Origin of the sequence: Mycobacterium deserti (assembly GCF_025345615.1) — a bacterium.
GTDB classification, from domain to species: domain Bacteria; phylum Actinomycetota; class Actinomycetes; order Mycobacteriales; family Mycobacteriaceae; genus Mycobacterium; species Mycobacterium deserti.
Map to the genome: position 1 here is coordinate 912,035 of NZ_JAODWD010000001.1, position 15,414 is coordinate 927,448.

At 66.4% G+C, this 15,414-nt stretch carries 16 protein-coding genes; 4 read left to right on the forward strand and 12 right to left on the reverse strand.

Going from position 1 to position 15,414, the window contains the following annotated elements; translation table 11 throughout:
* Positions 1-56 precede the first annotated feature (56 nt).
* Complete coding sequence (locus N4S67_RS04595) at positions 57-599, forward strand: hypothetical protein (protein WP_260991718.1); 543 nt, start codon at positions 57-59, stop codon at positions 597-599.
* Here N4S67_RS04595 and N4S67_RS04600 read toward each other — a convergent pair.
* The 4 genes from N4S67_RS04600 to N4S67_RS04615 form a co-directional block, all read right to left on the reverse strand.
* Positions 596-2,239, reverse strand: coding sequence for an FAD-binding dehydrogenase (locus N4S67_RS04600; protein ID WP_260991719.1), 1,644 nt, complete (start codon positions 2,237-2,239; stop codon positions 596-598). The two genes, N4S67_RS04595 and N4S67_RS04600, sit on opposite strands and share 4 nt — an antisense overlap.
* Positions 2,240-2,263: 24 nt before the next feature.
* Positions 2,264-2,968 carry a DUF2334 domain-containing protein gene (locus tag N4S67_RS04605; RefSeq protein ID WP_260991720.1) on the reverse strand — a complete coding sequence of 235 codons (705 nt, stop codon included), beginning with the start codon at positions 2,966-2,968 and terminating at the stop codon, positions 2,264-2,266.
* Between the two features lie 75 nt (positions 2,969-3,043).
* On the reverse strand, positions 3,044-3,541 hold the full coding sequence (locus N4S67_RS04610; RefSeq protein WP_260991721.1) for a glutathione peroxidase: 498 nt from the start codon (positions 3,539-3,541) through the stop codon (positions 3,044-3,046).
* A 10-nt stretch (positions 3,542-3,551) separates the two neighbouring features.
* A complete protein-coding gene (locus N4S67_RS04615; RefSeq protein ID WP_260991722.1) occupies positions 3,552-4,109 on the reverse strand; it encodes a TetR/AcrR family transcriptional regulator in 558 nt (185 codons plus the stop codon).
* A 159-nt stretch (positions 4,110-4,268) separates the two neighbouring features.
* Here N4S67_RS04615 and N4S67_RS04620 point away from each other — a divergent pair, with 159 nt between their 5' ends.
* Positions 4,269-4,613, forward strand: a complete 345-nt coding sequence (locus N4S67_RS04620) for a DUF3291 domain-containing protein (protein ID WP_260991723.1) — start codon at positions 4,269-4,271, stop codon at positions 4,611-4,613.
* Here the strand turns inward: N4S67_RS04620 and N4S67_RS04625 are convergent.
* Both N4S67_RS04625 and N4S67_RS04630 read right to left on the reverse strand, forming a co-directional pair.
* Positions 4,595-6,700, reverse strand: a complete 2,106-nt coding sequence (locus N4S67_RS04625) for a S9 family peptidase (protein WP_260991724.1) — start codon at positions 6,698-6,700, stop codon at positions 4,595-4,597. The genes N4S67_RS04620 and N4S67_RS04625 overlap by 19 nt on opposite strands.
* A complete protein-coding gene (locus N4S67_RS04630) occupies positions 6,697-7,596 on the reverse strand; it encodes a phosphoribosylaminoimidazolesuccinocarboxamide synthase (protein WP_260991725.1) in 900 nt (299 codons plus the stop codon). Before N4S67_RS04630 ends, N4S67_RS04625 begins: the two co-directional genes overlap by 4 nt.
* A 30-nt stretch (positions 7,597-7,626) precedes the next feature.
* Here N4S67_RS04630 and N4S67_RS04635 point away from each other — a divergent pair, with 30 nt between their 5' ends.
* Positions 7,627-8,247 (forward strand): hypothetical protein, encoded by a 621-nt coding sequence (locus N4S67_RS04635; protein WP_260991726.1) that lies wholly within the window; start codon positions 7,627-7,629, stop codon positions 8,245-8,247.
* 1 nt (position 8,248) lies between these two features.
* Here N4S67_RS04635 and N4S67_RS04640 read toward each other — a convergent pair whose 3' ends face one another.
* From N4S67_RS04640 to purB, 4 genes are read right to left on the reverse strand one after another with little or no spacing between them, the layout of a single operon-like run.
* A complete protein-coding gene (locus tag N4S67_RS04640; protein ID WP_260991727.1) occupies positions 8,249-8,839 on the reverse strand; it encodes a DUF1707 SHOCT-like domain-containing protein in 591 nt (196 codons plus the stop codon).
* A complete protein-coding gene (locus tag N4S67_RS04645) occupies positions 8,826-9,776 on the reverse strand; it encodes a tellurite resistance/C4-dicarboxylate transporter family protein (protein ID WP_313959925.1) in 951 nt (316 codons plus the stop codon). The genes N4S67_RS04640 and N4S67_RS04645 overlap by 14 nt, the downstream gene beginning before the upstream one ends.
* Positions 9,773-11,002 carry a cytochrome P450 gene (locus tag N4S67_RS04650; RefSeq protein ID WP_260991728.1) on the reverse strand — a complete coding sequence of 410 codons (1,230 nt, stop codon included), beginning with the start codon at positions 11,000-11,002 and terminating at the stop codon, positions 9,773-9,775. Before N4S67_RS04650 ends, N4S67_RS04645 begins: the two co-directional genes overlap by 4 nt.
* A complete protein-coding gene (gene purB / locus N4S67_RS04655) occupies positions 10,999-12,417 on the reverse strand; it encodes an adenylosuccinate lyase (RefSeq protein WP_260991729.1) in 1,419 nt (472 codons plus the stop codon). Before purB ends, N4S67_RS04650 begins: the two co-directional genes overlap by 4 nt.
* A 54-nt stretch (positions 12,418-12,471) precedes the next feature.
* Between purB and N4S67_RS04660 the strand changes: the two genes are divergently transcribed.
* Complete coding sequence (locus N4S67_RS04660; RefSeq protein WP_313959926.1) at positions 12,472-13,320, forward strand: DUF429 domain-containing protein; 849 nt, start codon at positions 12,472-12,474, stop codon at positions 13,318-13,320.
* On the opposite strand, the gene N4S67_RS04665 is transcribed toward N4S67_RS04660, so the two are convergent.
* Entirely contained in the window at positions 13,317-14,756 is a 1,440-nt protein-coding gene (locus N4S67_RS04665; RefSeq protein ID WP_260991730.1) for an APC family permease, read from the reverse strand. The genes N4S67_RS04660 and N4S67_RS04665 overlap by 4 nt on opposite strands.
* 24 nt (positions 14,757-14,780) lie before the next feature.
* Positions 14,781-15,410: a TetR/AcrR family transcriptional regulator gene (locus N4S67_RS04670; protein WP_260991731.1), complete on the reverse strand. Its 630-nt coding sequence runs from the start codon at positions 15,408-15,410 to the stop codon at positions 14,781-14,783.
* Positions 15,411-15,414 lie beyond the last annotated feature (4 nt).

Here is a 15,414-nt window from a genome sequence, read left to right on the forward strand (position 1 = left end):
GGCGGCTCCGGTTCACCGGGCACATCGCAGGTTTCGGCACCGCCGCGGGCGTTCGGATGGTCGTCGGATCCTGGCTGCAGTCACCGTTCGGGCCATTCGCAGATGTGATGATCGAGACGACCAAGGGTGAGCGCCTCCTACTGGCCCCCAACGATAAGGTCGCCGAATTCGTCTCGCAGACCTACACTTTCGACCGCGTCGAGCTCACTCCAGTCACGGTGGAGCATCGGCCCGACGGCTTCGCGGTCCGCGCGCAGGGCCTCCGGGTCGACGGAGACCTCGGCGGACCCGCCCCGTTCGACTGGCTGCTGCGTCTGGTTCCGGCGCCGGTGGCGACGGCGCCGGCGTGGCTGGGTACGATCAATCCGATTGCCGCGCGCCTGGTTTCGGGTGTTCGCACGGCGGGAAGTGCGGGTAACGGCCGGCGGGAGTATTACGGCGTGCGACGTACCCGGCGGATCACGGCCGTGCACGCAAGCTTTCGAGGCGCGGACCTCGGCCGCCTGACTGCGCTGGAGCCGCCGGTTCGGTTCGGTTTCTCGTCGGCACCGACGACACCGCAGATGGTTTCGGTGACGACGACGATCGTGCTGCCCTAGCCGACGGCCCGTGCCGCAGCGCGCCCCGCGGCCCGGCCGGAGAACACGCAACCGCCGAGGAAGGTGCCCTCCAGCGAGCGGTAGCCGTGTACCCCGCCGCCACCGAATCCGGCTGCCTCGCCCGCGGCGTACAGCCCGTCGAATACACCGCCGCCCGGCTTGAGCGCCCGGGCGTCCAGGTCGGTTTCCAAGCCGCCCAGCGACTTCCGCGTCAGGATGTGCAACTTCACCGCGATCAGCGGCCCCGCCTTCGGGTCGGTGAGCCGGTGCGGAGCGACGACGCGGCTGACCCGATCGCCGAGGTAGGCGCGGGCCGCCCGGATCGACATCACCTGCGTGTCCTTGGTGAACCGGTTGGCGACCTCCCGATCACGGGCGATGACCTCAGCCGCCACCGTGGCGTAGTCCACGGGTTGGACGTCCGGCACGCTGTTCATCGCGGACACCAATTCGCGCAACGAAGTCGCGCTGACGAAGTCGACTCCGTGGTCGACGAACGCCTGCACCGGCTTCGGCGCGCCGGATCGCACTCGCGACAGCACATCTCTGACACTGCGACCGGTGAGGTCCGGGTTCTGCTCCTGCCCCGAGAGCGCGAACTCCTTGGCGATGATCCGTGCGTTCAGCACGAACCACGTGTAGTCCTGGCCGGTTTGGGCGATGTGTTCGAGGGTGCCCAGCGTGTCGAAACCCGGATACAGCGGTGACGGCAGGCGCCTGCCGCTGGCGTCCAGCCACAACGACGACGGGCCGGGCAGGATGCGGATCCCGTGCATCGGCCAGATCGGGTCGTAGTTCGTGATGCCCTCGGTGTAGTGCCACATCCGATCGCTGTTGATCACCCGCGCCCCGGCACCCTCGGCGATGCCGATCATCCGACCGTCGACATGCTCGGGCACCCCGGAGATCAATTGCTCGGGCACTCGGCCCATGCGCGTTGGCCAGTTCTTCCGCACCAGATCGTGATTGCCGCCGATCCCGCCACTGGCGACGATCACGGCTTGCGCACGAAACTCGAAGTCACCACTGCGGTTTCGTGACGACGCTACACCGCGCGCGGCGTCGGTCGGCTCGAGTGCCGCGCCGCGCACGCCGACCACGGCGTCGTTCTCGACGATCAGCTCGTCGACACGATGCCGGTGCGCGAACCGCACTCGGGGATTGCCGAGCAGTCGCCGGGCGAAGATCTCGACTATCGCAGGGCCGGTGCCCCAAGTGATGTGGAAGCGCGGCACCGAGTTGCCGTGCCCGCGTGCGTCGTAGCCGCCACGCTCGGCCCACCCGACGATGGGAAAGGTCTGCAGCCCGCGTTCGCGCAGCCAGCTGCGCTTCTCGCCGGACGCGAAGTCGACGTAGGCGTGTGCCCACTGCCGCGGCCAGTGATCTTCCTGGCGGTCGAACGCGGCCGAGCCGAGCCAGTCCTGCAGGGCCAGTTCGTGGCTGTCGCGAATGCCCAGGCGGCGCTGCTCGGGGCTGTCGACGAAGAACAGTCCGCCGAAGGACCAGAATGCCTGGCCACCGATGTTGTTGGCGTTCTCCTGGTCGACGATCAGAACCCGGCGCCCCCGTTCGACCAGTTCACAGGCTGCGACCAGGCCCGCAAGCCCCGCCCCCACAACGATGACGTCAGCGTCTGCCATGCCCGCCACGTTAGCGGGCGATCCCTACGCAGCCTCGGTCAGCGCGATGCGCGGCGTCCAGTCGTAGACCGTCGGCTCGCACTGGTGCATCAGCGACAAATCGACCGCGTCGAGCATCGCCTGCCGCGGGCCCGGCCGTCGCAGATGACGTGCCGCCACGGCCACCCGGACGATGCCGTCACGGCGCGCGGTCCGCTCGGCGGACAACACCAGCGTGCGACACCACCACGGCTCGCTGAGGAAGGCCTCGCCGATGCCGAGCACCCGGGACCGCGTCGTCGTACCGCGGACCAGGTCGGTGATGTCGCTGAGCGCCGCGAGTAAACGAAAGCCGTTGCGTGGCAGCGCAGTCACGGTTCCATGCGAGACTGTCCACCCCGGCGCGGCGAACAGGCGGGTTCGCAGCCCGAGGTGTTCCATCACACGATCGGCGGCCATCAGCCGCAGATTGGCCTCGTGCGCGGGCAGGGTCGCGAACTCACCACGTCGCTTCTTGGTGGCGGCCTCGTCGAATCCGTGCAGGACGACGGCGTCACCCGCCCGGCGGCGCGCGGTGAGCCAATCGACGGTGGGAGCGTCATCGTCGAGGCGATAGCCACCCTTGAGTCGCGGGGCCACCAGGAACGACACCGGCACATCACGCGCGTCGAGATGTGCGCAGAAGTCTCGGACCTCGGGCAGAGTGCGTTCGCTGATGCCCGAGATCGAGACGATCAGTTGTCCAGCCACCCGATCAGTGTGGCAACTTCAGGTGTCGCAACGGTTTCCAACACGTGGTCGCCAGTTGGCCATCGCGTGCCCAGGCTACCGGGGCAGGACGTCCTCGATGGCCGCGATCACCTCGGGGGCGTCGGGTTCGGTGCGCGGACGGAACCTCTTGACGACCGTTCCGCCGGGCGCGAGCAGGAACTTCTCGAAATTCCACTGGATGTCGCCGGCCTCGCCGCCGTCATCGGGCGTCTTGGTCAACTCGGCGTACAAAGGATGTCGATCCGCGCCGTTGACGTCGGTTTTCTCCAGCAGCGGGAACGTCACGCCGTAGGTCGTCGAGCAGAAGGTCTGAATTTCCTCGGCAGAGCCCGGCTCCTGACCCATGAACTGGTTGCACGGAACGCCGATCACTGTCAGCCCCCGCTCGCCGTAGTCCTTGGCCAACTGCTCCAGCGCGGCGTACTGCGGGGTGAGACCGCACTTGGAGGCGACGTTGACGACCAGTGCGGCGCCGTCGGCCAGCTCGCCCAAAGTGGTGTCGCGGCCGTCGAGGGTGGTCACAGCGATGTCGGTGAGCGGTGTATCGGTCATCACCAGCACGCTACTCGCTCTTGAACAGCATCCCCGCAACTCGGTGCACCGTCGCGATCGGATCAGTGTCGTTGTCGATGGCCTTATTGAGCCACAGCAGTGAAAAGCCGTGTACCAGTGACCATGCCGCCAGCGCAGCCGCCTGCGGATCCTTGGTGGCGCGCGCGTCGTCGAGCGTTCCGACACCTTGTGCGAGCTCGCTCCCCGCGGCTCCGACCGCGGCAATCAGCTCCGGGTCCTCACGGTTGATGAGCGAGCGATCGAACATCACCGCGTAGTGACCGGGGTGGTCGATCGCGAAGCGCACGTAGGCCAGCGCGGCATCGATGAAGTCGGGCCTCGCGTCTTTCAGCGCGGCGGCCAACAGTCGCCAGCCTTCGGCCGCGAGCGCGGTGAACAACCCGCGGCGGTCGGTGAAGTGGTGTGCGGGCGCGGCGTGCGACACCCCGGCGGCACGGGCCAGCTCGCGCAACGAGATTCCGTCCGCGCCGCGCTCGGCCACCAGGGCGGCGGCCTGGGCCAGGATGACGGCCTTCAAGTCGCCGTGGTGATACGAGGTCCGGGCCATGGGCGCGATCATACTCCGGCAATCTTGACACTGACTAGATCATCGCCTAGCGTGTCATCTTGTCACTGACTAGATTACGACGAAGGAGGTGCCGTTGTGGCGACTCTCCCGTGGACCACGCCTGCAGACACCGCATGCGACGGACAAGATGCCTTGGTCATGGCCTCACGCTTTGAGCTGAAGAAGCGGCGAGATGTGCCGATGTTCCTCGTGGCAGCCCTGCGGGTTCGCCAGCAGATGCTCGCCTCGCCGGGTGTGATCGGCGTATCCCTGATCGCCCAGCCGCTGCGAAAGACGTTCTACACGCTTTCGGCTTGGCAGGATCGCCAGGCCCTCGATTCGGCTGTCGCTACTGCACCGCACGCAGAAACGATGGCCAGGTTCCGCACGAAGATGGCCAGCTCGGTGTTCACCTTCTGGAGAGTCTCCGACGGTCGGCGCCCTGAATGGCCGGACGCCCGCAGACGGCTTGAACAGGCCGCTGTTCACGGGCCGATCTCGTGATCTGCCTTGGCAGCATCTAGCAGCCATGCGTACATGAACGCCGTTTCCTTCCACCGCTCGTAGCGGCCGCTGATGCCACCGTGGCCGGCGTTCATCTCGGTCTTGAGCAGGATGCGATTGGCGTCCGGGTTCGCATACCTCAGTGCCGCAACCCATTTTGCGGGCTCGACGTAGTACACGCGAGTGTCGTTGAGTGAGGTCATCGCCAGTATCGGCGGATAGTTCCTGGTATCGACGTTCTCGTAGGGCGAGTACGACTTCATGTACTCGTAGACGGTGCTGTCCTCCAGCGGATTTCCCCACTCGTCCCACTCGGTCACCGTCAACGGCAGCGAAGGGTCCAGAATCGTCGTGAGCGCATCGACGAACGGCACCTGCGCCAGGACACCGGCGAAAAGCTCGGGCGCCATGTTGGCGACCGCGCCCACCAGAAGGCCGCCCGCACTGCCACCGAGAATGACAAGGTTTTCCGGGCGGGTGACGTCGGTGGTGACGAGATGACTTGCCACGGCGATGAAGTCGGTGAAGGTGTTGCGCTTCTCCAGCATTTTGCCGTGCTCGTACCACGGCCGGCCCAGCTCACCGCCACCGCGCACATGAGCGACTGCGAAGACCATGCCGCGGTCCAGCAGCGAGAGCCGGGCGATCGAGAACCTCGGATCCTCGCACGCCTCATAGGCGCCGTAACCGTAGAGCAGCAGCGGCGCCGGGAACTGCAGACCGATGCGATGGACGATCGAGATCGGCACCCGCGCGCCGTCGGCGGCGACGGCCCAGTCGCGGCGCTCGACGTAGTCTTCGGGCCGATAGTCGCCGAGCACCGGCTGCTCACGCAGCAGGGTGCGCTCACCCGTGGCGAGGTCGACGTCGTAGATCCGCACCGGCGTGACGAACGATGTCGCACCGATACGCAGTTTGGGAGCGCTCCAGTTCGGGTTGCCGCCCAGACCCGCCGACATCAACTCGGATTCGAAGGTGAAGTCTTCGGGCCGGCCGTAGTTCCCGTCGGCATAGATGGGCCACAGCTGGATCTTCGGCAGTGCCTCGCTGCGGTAGCTGACGACGAGGTGACCCTCGAATGCGTCGACCGAGTCCAGTCGCACGTCGTCGCGGTGCTCGATCAGCGTGCGCACCTGCGTCGGGTCACCGACGGGGGCCTCGACGAGCGTGAAATTCTCCGCGCCGTCGTTGTGCAGGATCAGGAAGCGGTCCTCGCCACCCACAACAGCGTGCTCGACGGAGTACTCGACCAGTTCGCGGCGAGGCCACACGGGGGTGAACTCGGTTTCCGGGTCGGTTGCGTCGCCGTAGCGCACCTCGGACGTGACGGCGCTGCCCGCCGCGATGAGCACGTACTTGTCGCTGCGGGTGCGGCCGACCGCGAGCCAGAACCGTTCGTTGGGTTCGTGATAGACCTTCTGCGCCGGTAACCCGGAGCCGATGCGGTGACGCCAGATGGTGTCCGGGCGCCAGGCCTCGTCGACCGTGCTGTAGTAGACGGTCCGGTTGTCGGCCGCCCAGGTGACGCCGGGGCCGATGCCGACGACCTGGTCGTCGTAGAGCTCACCGGTGCGTAAGTCCTTGAACCGCAATGTGTAGCGCTCGTCACCGGTGGTGTCGGTGGAGAAGGCGAGCACGTTGCCGTCCAAGCTCACCGAGGCGGCACCGAGCGCGAAGAAGTCGTGGCCCTCGGCCTCGACGTTCTCGTCGAGCAGTACCTGTTCACCTGCGATGTCGACATCTTCGTCGAGCACCGGCGGCGTCCAGTCGTCGGGATCGGCTATCGGACAACGGCAGTGCACGCTGTACTGCTTGCCCTCGAAGCTGCGGCCGTAGTACCACCACGAGTCGCGGCGCGTGGGCACCGAGAGGTCGGTCTCCTTGGTGCGGGCCTTGATCTCGTCGAAGATCTTCTGCCGCAACGGCGCCAGATGTTCGGTGGCGTGGGTGGTGTAGTCGTTCTCAGCGTTGAGGTAGTCGACGACCTCTGCATTCGTCTTCTCGCGCAGCCACTCGTAGTGGTCGACGAAGACGTCGCCGTGGTGCTCTCGCCGGTGCTCGACGCGCTTGGCAACCGGTGGCTTCATCCGCCGATCCAGCCGTCGAACTTCAGACCGGAAATGCTCTCGTAGGCCTCGATATACCGCGCCCGAGTCGCCTCGACGATGTCGGGCGGCAGGGGCGGTGGAGGGGTGGTGCCGTGCCGGTCCCACCCGGAGTCCGGGCTGGTGAGCCAGTTGCGGACGAACTGCTTGTCAAAGCTCTGCTGCACAACACCTTCCTGCCAGTCGTCGGCGCGCCAGTATCTGCTCGAGTCGGGAGTGAAGACCTCGTCGGCGAGTCTCAAGTCGCCCTGCTTGTCGGCACCGAACTCGAACTTGGTGTCGGCAACGATGATCCCGTTGCTCAACGCGTGTTCGGCGCCGCGGCCATAGGTCTTGAGTGTGAGTTCGCGGAGCTGATCGGCGCGCTGCTCACCGACCAGGCCCACCACGTCTTCGAAAGTGATGTTCTCATCATGTTGTCCGAGTTCGGCTTTGGTCGCGGGCGTGAACAACGGCTCGTCGAACTTGCTGGCCTCGGCAAGACCGGCGGGCAGCGTGTGCCCACACAGTTCGCCGGTCTTCTGGTAGTCGATCAGGCCGGAGCCGGTCAGGTAGCCGCGGGCCACACATTCGACCGGCATCATCTCGAGCTGCTGGACGACAAGGGCCCGGCCGAGAACTTCGGTGGGGATGCGCTCGTCGTCGGGTGGACCGGCCAGGTGGTTGGGCACGTCTGCCGACCGACTCAGGTAATCGAAGAAGAAGACGCTCATCGCGGTCAGGATCCGACCCTTGTCCGGGATCTGGGTGTCGAGAATGAAGTCGTAGGCCGAGATGCGATCGGTGGCGACGAAGAGCAGGTGTTCGTCGTCGATCCGATACAGCTCGCGAACCTTGCCGCTGGCCAAGTGTTGATAGTCGGACAGAGCGGGGCGCATCGGGCCAGCTTATTGTGTTTGATCTAGTCCATGAACTCCCGGTATCTGCCATATGCCACCACACCGGCCCGCTTGCTCGGCCAGCTAGTCAGCGACATCGCCGTGTTCGTCTGGACCGCCATCTGGGTGCTGGTCGGAACGGCGGTGCATGCCGCGGTGTCGACGATCGCCGATGTCGGCCGTCAAGTCGAGGTCGGCGCCAACGGGGTGTCGGAGAACCTCGATACCGCGGGCGATCGCACCGACGACGTCCCCCTCGTCGGCGATGCGCTGAGCAAGCCGTTGCGAGCTGCCAGCGAGGCCGCGCTGGACATCGCCGGCGCCGGGCACAGCCTCGACACGACGGCGTCGTGGCTGGCCTGGGTGCTGGCGATCGCGGTGGCCGCCCCGCCGATCCTGTTCGTCGGGATGCCGTGGCTGGTCCTGCGTATCCGGTTCTTCCGGCGTAAGTGGACCGCGATCACGCTGGCCGCCACCCCGGCGGGTGAGCAGCTGCTGGCTCTGCGGGCCCTGGCCAACCGGCCGCTGGCCAAGCTGGTCGCCGTCAACGACGATCCGGTCAACGCATGGCGGAGCTATGACAGCGTCGCAATTCGCGGCCTGGCCGCATTGGAGTTGCGTGCGGCGGGAGTCCAGCGCATCCGCCGCTAGCTCAGTGCCAGGCGAGCATGCGCCGAAACGCGGTGCCGAAGGCGTAACGCGCCGTCAACGAACCCATTCGGACTTTCCCGCGCACCTCGAGATGCAACCGCTGCGACCGCGGGCCGTGCGGAACCTTCAGCGTCGCGCTGCCCGCGATCGTCTCGAGGCCGTTGAGGTCGGCGGTCGCGCCGTCGGGCAAAATCAACTCCGTCGAACTGCAGTAGTCGTCGATGTCCACGACCACGGAGGCGCTTTGCAGAATCGCGCTGCTGAAATCCAGTGTGGTGTCGCACATCCGCGTGTTGAGCGCCAGCCGCGCCGGCACCCTCCACGGTCCTCGCCGCGACACCGTCGACATCCGACCCCGCAACTGCTCGGCGACCGCAGGCACCGGCGCCACCGGGTGGAGCAGATCCATTCCGGGCAGATCGGCCACGACCTCACTGAGCTCACCTCGGGTGCGCGCCGCCAGCGTCTGATCCATCCGCTCGGTGAACTCGTCGAGCGTGAGCATGCCCTGGCCGACGGCGTGTTCCAGCAGCCGGGTCACATGCGACCGATCGGCGTCGGAGATCCGGAGCTTCGCATCACCTTCGTCCATGCTCACGAGCGTAGGCAATGAGCCGCAGCGCCGCCGCGACCGTCACGGTCATCCACGCCGCGAACGCAATCCAGAAGAACGCCAGCGAAATCGTCCGCAAACCGGACCAGCCCGTCTCGTTCGCCGTCGCGAAGGTGGCCGCCGAGTACATGCCCAGCGGAAACACCATCGCCCACCACACCCCGGCGAAGCGCCGCGCTTCGGCCCGCCGGATGTGCCGCAATCCGAAGATCGACAGCGGCAACAGCCACGCCGTCGCCAGCACCCATGTCACGACGGTCGCCATCCGCATCTCGTCGATGCCCGCGCGGTGCAGGTGGTCGCCCGCGAGCGTCGCGATCGCCAGACCGCCCATCAGAATCCACGCGTCGGGTTCGAACCCTTCGGGGTCCAATCGCGCCGCGAACGCACGCCCGAGTATCAACGCGGTCATCATCGCGTAAGTCAGGATTGCCAACAGCCATACCGCCGCCGAGACGACCAGCACCACCTGCCAGCCGGTATGGCGCGCGAGCAGCACGCCGACGATCACCAGACCTGAGGTGCCGACACTGGCCAGCTCCCACGCACCGCACGCTCGCTGCTGAAGATCCGTCCACGACCACGCAACGAAGTTGCGTGTCAACAACACGACCAGCAGCATCCACGCGATCAGCGCCAGCGCCGACAACACCCACAACACAACGGGATTCGCCGTCACCCTGCTGTCGAGCACCGCGCATGCGGCCACGAACGTGAACAACCGGACCGTCACATCGGGGTCGGTCACGTCAGGCCGACGCCGCGACCACACAATCGAAGCAGTCACCAGCAGGGCGGGAAGCCCGACCGCAGCGAGCACAGCGAGGACATCGCTGATCAGCACCGACTCGTGATCCGCGGCCGCGATCGACACGATGCCGGTCGCCATGACCACCGCGAACACGTCGGGCTTCACGTTCGCAGCTCGACCACCAGATGCCGCATCCCCGTGTGCCGATTACTGCGGGTCCACTCCACAGGCTTCACCACCGACACCGAGCCGAACCGGCTGAGCAGTTCCTCGAACAACACCCGCAACTCGAGGCGAGCCAAGTTCGCCCCAAGGCAGTAGTGCACTCCCTGCCCGAAACCCAAGTGGGGGTTCGGTTTGCGGCCGACGTCGAAAGCGTTCGGGTCGGCGAACACCGAACGGTCGCGGTTGGCCGACCCCTCCCAGATCTGCACCTTCTGCCCCGGCGCGATCTCGTGTCCGCCCAACGACGTCACACAGGTGGCCGTGCGCCGTTTGGACGGCGACGGCGAGGTCCACCGGACCATCTCTTCCACCGCCGTCGGCAGCAACGACGAATCCTCACGCAGTGCGCGCAACTGGTCCGGATGAGACGCCAATGCCAACAGACCGCCGGCCACCGCGTTGCGCGTCGTTTCTGCTCCCGCGCTGAACAGCAGACTGAAGAACAGATACAACTCGAGGTCGGACAGGCCTTCGTCGTCCAATGTCGCGTTGGCGACGATCGACAACATGTCGTCAGTCGGGTCCGCCCGCTTCGCGGCGATCAGTTCTTGCCCGTAGTCGTACATGCGCGAGCCGGCTTCCTCGGCTGACAGCTGCGAGACCGCGGCGCTTCGGGCCCGGCCGAAGTCGAACTGCGGCTCGATGGCCTCGAACAGCCAATGCCGTTCGGAATCAGGCACTCCCAGCAAGATGCAGATCATCTGCATCGGCAACTCCGCCGCCACGTCCACCAAGAAGTCGATGGGTTCGCCCGGTTCGATCGCGTCCAGGAGGCCACACGCGCGGGCCCGCAGATCGTCCTCGACGCGGGCGATCATGCGCGGCGTCAGCCCCGAACTCACCAGCCGGCGGATGTGCGAGTGCCGCGGGTCGTCCATCATGTTCAGCACCTGACCCGCGACGGACAGGTCCTGCAGCAAGGTTCCGCCGTACGGCCGGCTCCCACCGGTCACCGACGAGAACGTTGCGGGATCCTTGAGCACCGCAAGCGTTTCGGCGTATCCCGCGACGGACCAGAACCCCTCGCCGTCGGGCGTGTGCTCGGTGGGTTCGTGCCAGTACACCGGTGCTTCGCGACGGTGGATCTCGAACAGGTCATGCGGAAAGCCGTTGGCGAAGTTGTCCAGATCGGTGAAATCGATCTCCGCCAGGACCGCCGATGTCACAAGATCGCACCCGACGTGTACTTGGCCGCCTCCGGATGGCGGGCCACCAGATCATCGACCGCCCCGACGACCCGATCCACCTGGTCGCCGGCCGCTCCGGTGAAGGCCTGCTTGTCGGCCAGCGCGGCATCGAGCGCGGGCCGGTCCAATGGCAGCCGCGGATCGTCGGCCAACCGGTCCAGCAGATCGGGCTCTCGGCCCTTCTCGCGCATCGCCAAGGCCACCGCGACGGCATGCTCCTTGATGACTTCATGCGCGGTCTCGCGCCCGACGCCCGCCCGCACCGCTGCGATCAGGATCCGGGTGGTCGCAAGGAACGGCAGATAGCGGTCGAGTTCGCGTTGAATGACAGCGGGATACGCGCCGAACTCGTCAAGCACCGTCAGGAACGTCTCGGTCTGACCGTCGAGCGCGAAGAACGCGTCCGGCAAAGCGACACGACGCACGACCGAGCAGAACACGTCGCCCTCGTTCCACTGCGCACCGGCGAGTTCGGCAGCCATCGACGCGTACCCACGCAGCACCACCTGCAGCCCGTTCACCCGCTCGCACGACCGCGTGTTCATCTTGTGCGGCATCGCCGACGATCCGACCTGGCCGGGCGCGAAGCCCTCCGTCACGAGCTCATGGCCCGCCATCAACCGGATGGTGTGCGCCAGTGAGGACGGTCCCGCGCCGACCTGAACCAGAGCCGAGACGACATCGTGGTCCAGCGACCGCGGGTAGACCTGGCCGACGCTGGTGAAAATGTCTGTGAAGCCGAGGAATTCGGCGACCCGACGCTCCAGATCCGCCAATCGTTCGGTGTCGCCGTCGAACAGGTCCAGCATGTCCTGCGCAGTGCCCATCGGACCCTTGACGCCGCGCAACGGGTACCGGTCGATGAGCTCGCGCAGCCGGGTCAGCGCCACCAGCATCTCCTCGGCGGCCGAGGCGAACCGCTTGCCCAACGTGGTGGCCTGCGCTGCGACGTTATGGCTGCGCCCGGCCATCACCAGATCGCGGTACACGACGGCCCTCTCAGCGAGGCGGGCCACGACGGCCACCCCGTGTGAGAAGGCCAGTTCCAGGGAGCGGCGGATCTGCAACTGCTCGACGTTCTCGGTGAGGTCGCGACTCGTCATGCCCTTGTGCACATGCTCGTGGCCGGCCAGCGCGTTGAACTCCTCGATGCGCGCCTTGACGTCGTGGCGCAGCACCCGCTCGCGCGCCGCGATCGAGGCCAGGTCGACGTCCTCGAGCACCCGCTCGTAGTCGTCGACGACGCCCGCGGGCACATCGACACCGAGTTCGGCTTGCGCGCGCAGCACCGCCAGCCACAGCCGACGCTCGGCGACGACCTTGGCCTCCGGCGACCATATGGCCACCATCTCGTCGCTGGCGTAGCGATTGGCCAGCACATTCGGGATCGTCACAAGCACACAGCTTACGACCGCGGTGCAGACCTCGGATAAGGCACAGTGGCCACCATGCACTTCGTTGGACTCGATCTCGCGTGGGGTGAGAAAAGCCAGACCGGCGTCGCGGCCATCGACACCGACGGGCGGCTGCTGCACGTCGGGGTGGCCCAGGACGACGACAGCATCGCCGCCGCCATCGCCCCGTTCACCGGTGCCGACTGTCTCGTCGCCGTCGACGCTCCGCTGATCGTCAACAACCCGGACGGTTATCGACCCGCGGAAACCGCCTACAACCGCGACTTCCGAGGATTCGATGCGGGCGCGTACCCGGCGAACACCGGCAACCCACGATTCAATCCGCCCCGCGGCGCACGCATCGCCAGCGCACTGGGCCTCGACATGGATCCCGCGTCGGCGGCCAGTCGGCGCGCCATCGAGGTCTACCCGCATCCGGCCACGGTCGTGCTGTTCGGCTTCAAGAAGATCCTGAAGTACAAGAAGGGCGAATTCGCAGAGCGCCAACGCGCGCTACTGAAATTGATGTCACTGATCGAGGGGCTCGACGGCGGATCGCCTCGGCTGCGCGCGAACCGCAACGTGTCATGGGTCGAGTTGCGACGTCGCATCGAAGCCGCGACGCGGCCGGCGCATCTCGACCGCGACGAGGATCCGGTCGACGCCGTCCTCTGCGCATACGTCGCGCTGTACTGGTACCGCAGGCCCGAGGACGTGACGATCTACGGCGACTTCGCAACCGGATACATCGTGACGCCGACACTGCCGCCCAGCGTCGCCCCGCGGCGTGCAGCTGCAGAGCCCGGACCCGGCGACGTCCTCATCCGTCTCGAGCAGGTGCAGTCGCTCATCGAGCGCGCCCAGCGCGAGCTGACCGCTATCCGCAGGCAGCTGGGCGGCTAGTCCGGCTTCTCGGCCAGCTGCGTCGGGTCGAGGATGCCCGCTCCCTTGATGCCGAGCTGACGGTTGATCGCCATCGTGAGGAAGAAGAGCACGACGCCGACCGCGACGAGAACCCCGGCCAGAATGTACTGCTGCGCAGGACGACCCGATAGCGGTGTCACCAGATACAGCGAGAGGACGAACCCGATCACGGGCAGTGCCGTCGGTGTCTTGAAGTGCCCGCCGGCCGCGACGACATCGCGCCGCAACACCAGCACCGCGACGTTGACCACAGCGAAGACCGCCAACAGCAGCAGCGACGTGGTGCCGCCCAGCAGTGTGATGGCGCTGCTGTTGGCGAACGCCGTGACATAAAAGATCAACCCGAACGCGATCAGCGTGGTGAAGATGATCGCCACCCACGGCGTCCGCGTCCTCGGATGGACAGACCCCAGCACCGGTGGCAGCACGTGCTGACGAGCCATCCCGTAAATCAGCCGGCTTGCCATCAACATGTTGATCAATGCGGTGTTGGACACCGCGAACATCGTGATGAACGGCAGGATGTTCTCGATCGGCAGGCCCGGCGCTCCCGCCTTCACGACCTCGACCAGCGGGGTGTCGCTGGCCGCCAATTCGCCGACCGGCACCAGCGCGACGGCCACGATCGACACCAGAATGTAAACCATGCCGGCGATCGTCAGACCGCTCAACAGTATTCGCGGGAAGGTCTTGACCGGATCCTTGGTCTCCTCGGCCATGTTGACCGAGTCCTCGAAGCCGACCATCGCGAAGAAGGCCAACGACGTCGCGGAGGTGACCGCCATGAACGCGTTCTTGTCCTCGGCCGTGTCGAAGGCCACCACCCGTGAGAAGTCGACGTCGCCGCCCTTGGTGAAGGCCCACAACCCGACCAGAACGACCAACGCCAGGCCCGCGATCTCGACGATCGTCAAAACGACGTTGAGAATCAGACTTTCGGTGACACCGCGCAGGTTCACCAGCGCAAGAACCAGCATGAACAGCAGCGCGACGACGACCACACCGGCCGTGCCCCATTCCCCACCGATGTCAAGCCCGGTGAGCCCCTCCTCGAAGTTGGCGGCGAACGCACGCGATGCCGTCGACGCCGACGTGATGCCCGAACACATCACGACGAACGCCACCAGGAACGTCACGAACTGAACGCCAAAAGCTTTGTGTGCGTAGAGCGCAGCGCCAGCTGCCTGTGGGTACTTGGTGACCAGCTCCAGATAGCTGAACGCCGTGATGGTCGCGATCAGAAACGCGACGAGAAACGGAAGCCACGCTGCGCCACCGACTTCGGAAGCCACGTCGCCCGTCAGCGCGTAGACACCGGTGCCGAGGATGTCGCCGACAACGAACAGAAGCAGTAGTCCCGGACCCATGACCCGACGCAGCTCTGGCTGCTGTTCGACGGTGTCGGCCTTACTCATAGCCCTCCTTGTCTCACGCCCCGCTTACACCCGCGCAATTCGCTCATCGACCGGTGCCAACACGTCTATCACGTCGATGAGTGTCGCGCGCGCTGTGGCGCGCGGGCCGTCACCGTCGCCGACGAGTGCCGCAACCACCGCACCGTCGACGGCATTGACCAGTGCCGCGAGGTATTCGGTTCGCACCCGCCGCCCGCATCGCTCGATCACTTCGATGACCGCGTCGGTGCGCTGCTGCAGGATGCGCCGCTGAATATCGCGCAGCAGCGGTTGGCGCGCGCACGCGATGTAGCGCTCGTAGCGGGAGATCAACTGCTCGGTGACCCGTTGCCCCACCGCGTCGCCCACCAACAGATCGACCAACACATCAGCCGTCGACTCCGCTCCGCGCCGCCGCCGCGACAGCCCGGCCAGCCGCACCCGAAGCTGTTCGGCCTCCCGCTCGCCGACGTGCGCGACGGCCTTGGCGATCAAGTCGTCGAGAGAGGAGAAGTAGTACGTCGTCGACGCGAGCGGCAGGCCGGCGCGGCGAGCGACGGCGCGATGTCGGACCGCGTCGAAGCCGCCCTCGCACAGCAGATCGGCAGCAGCACTGACCAGCGCATACCTGCGCCGTTCTCCTTTTGGAGTGACCGCTGCCGTCACCTCTAGCATGCTG

Bases quoted from the DNA above. Each gene is read 5' to 3' on its own strand.
- N4S67_RS04595 (WP_260991718.1), top strand. From the start codon at position 57: ATGGTCGTCGGATCCTGGCTGCAGTCACCGTTCGGGCCATTCGCAGAT.
- N4S67_RS04600 (WP_260991719.1), bottom strand. From the start codon at position 2,239: ATGGCAGACGCTGACGTCATCGTTGTGGGGGCGGGGCTTGCGGGCCTG.
- N4S67_RS04610 (WP_260991721.1), bottom strand. From the start codon at position 3,541: ATGACCGATACACCGCTCACCGACATCGCTGTGACCACCCTCGACGGC.
- N4S67_RS04615 (WP_260991722.1), bottom strand. From the start codon at position 4,109: ATGGCCCGGACCTCGTATCACCACGGCGACTTGAAGGCCGTCATCCTG.
- N4S67_RS04620 (WP_260991723.1), top strand. From the start codon at position 4,269: ATGGCCTCACGCTTTGAGCTGAAGAAGCGGCGAGATGTGCCGATGTTC.
- N4S67_RS04625 (WP_260991724.1), bottom strand. From the start codon at position 6,700: ATGAAGCCACCGGTTGCCAAGCGCGTCGAGCACCGGCGAGAGCACCAC.
- N4S67_RS04630 (WP_260991725.1), bottom strand. From the start codon at position 7,596: ATGCGCCCCGCTCTGTCCGACTATCAACACTTGGCCAGCGGCAAGGTT.
- N4S67_RS04635 (WP_260991726.1), top strand. From the start codon at position 7,627: ATGAACTCCCGGTATCTGCCATATGCCACCACACCGGCCCGCTTGCTC.
- N4S67_RS04640 (WP_260991727.1), bottom strand. From the start codon at position 8,839: ATGGACGAAGGTGATGCGAAGCTCCGGATCTCCGACGCCGATCGGTCG.
- N4S67_RS04660 (WP_313959926.1), top strand. From the start codon at position 12,472: ATGCACTTCGTTGGACTCGATCTCGCGTGGGGTGAGAAAAGCCAGACC.
- N4S67_RS04665 (WP_260991730.1), bottom strand. From the start codon at position 14,756: ATGAGTAAGGCCGACACCGTCGAACAGCAGCCAGAGCTGCGTCGGGTC.
- N4S67_RS04670 (WP_260991731.1), bottom strand. From the start codon at position 15,410: ATGCTAGAGGTGACGGCAGCGGTCACTCCAAAAGGAGAACGGCGCAGG.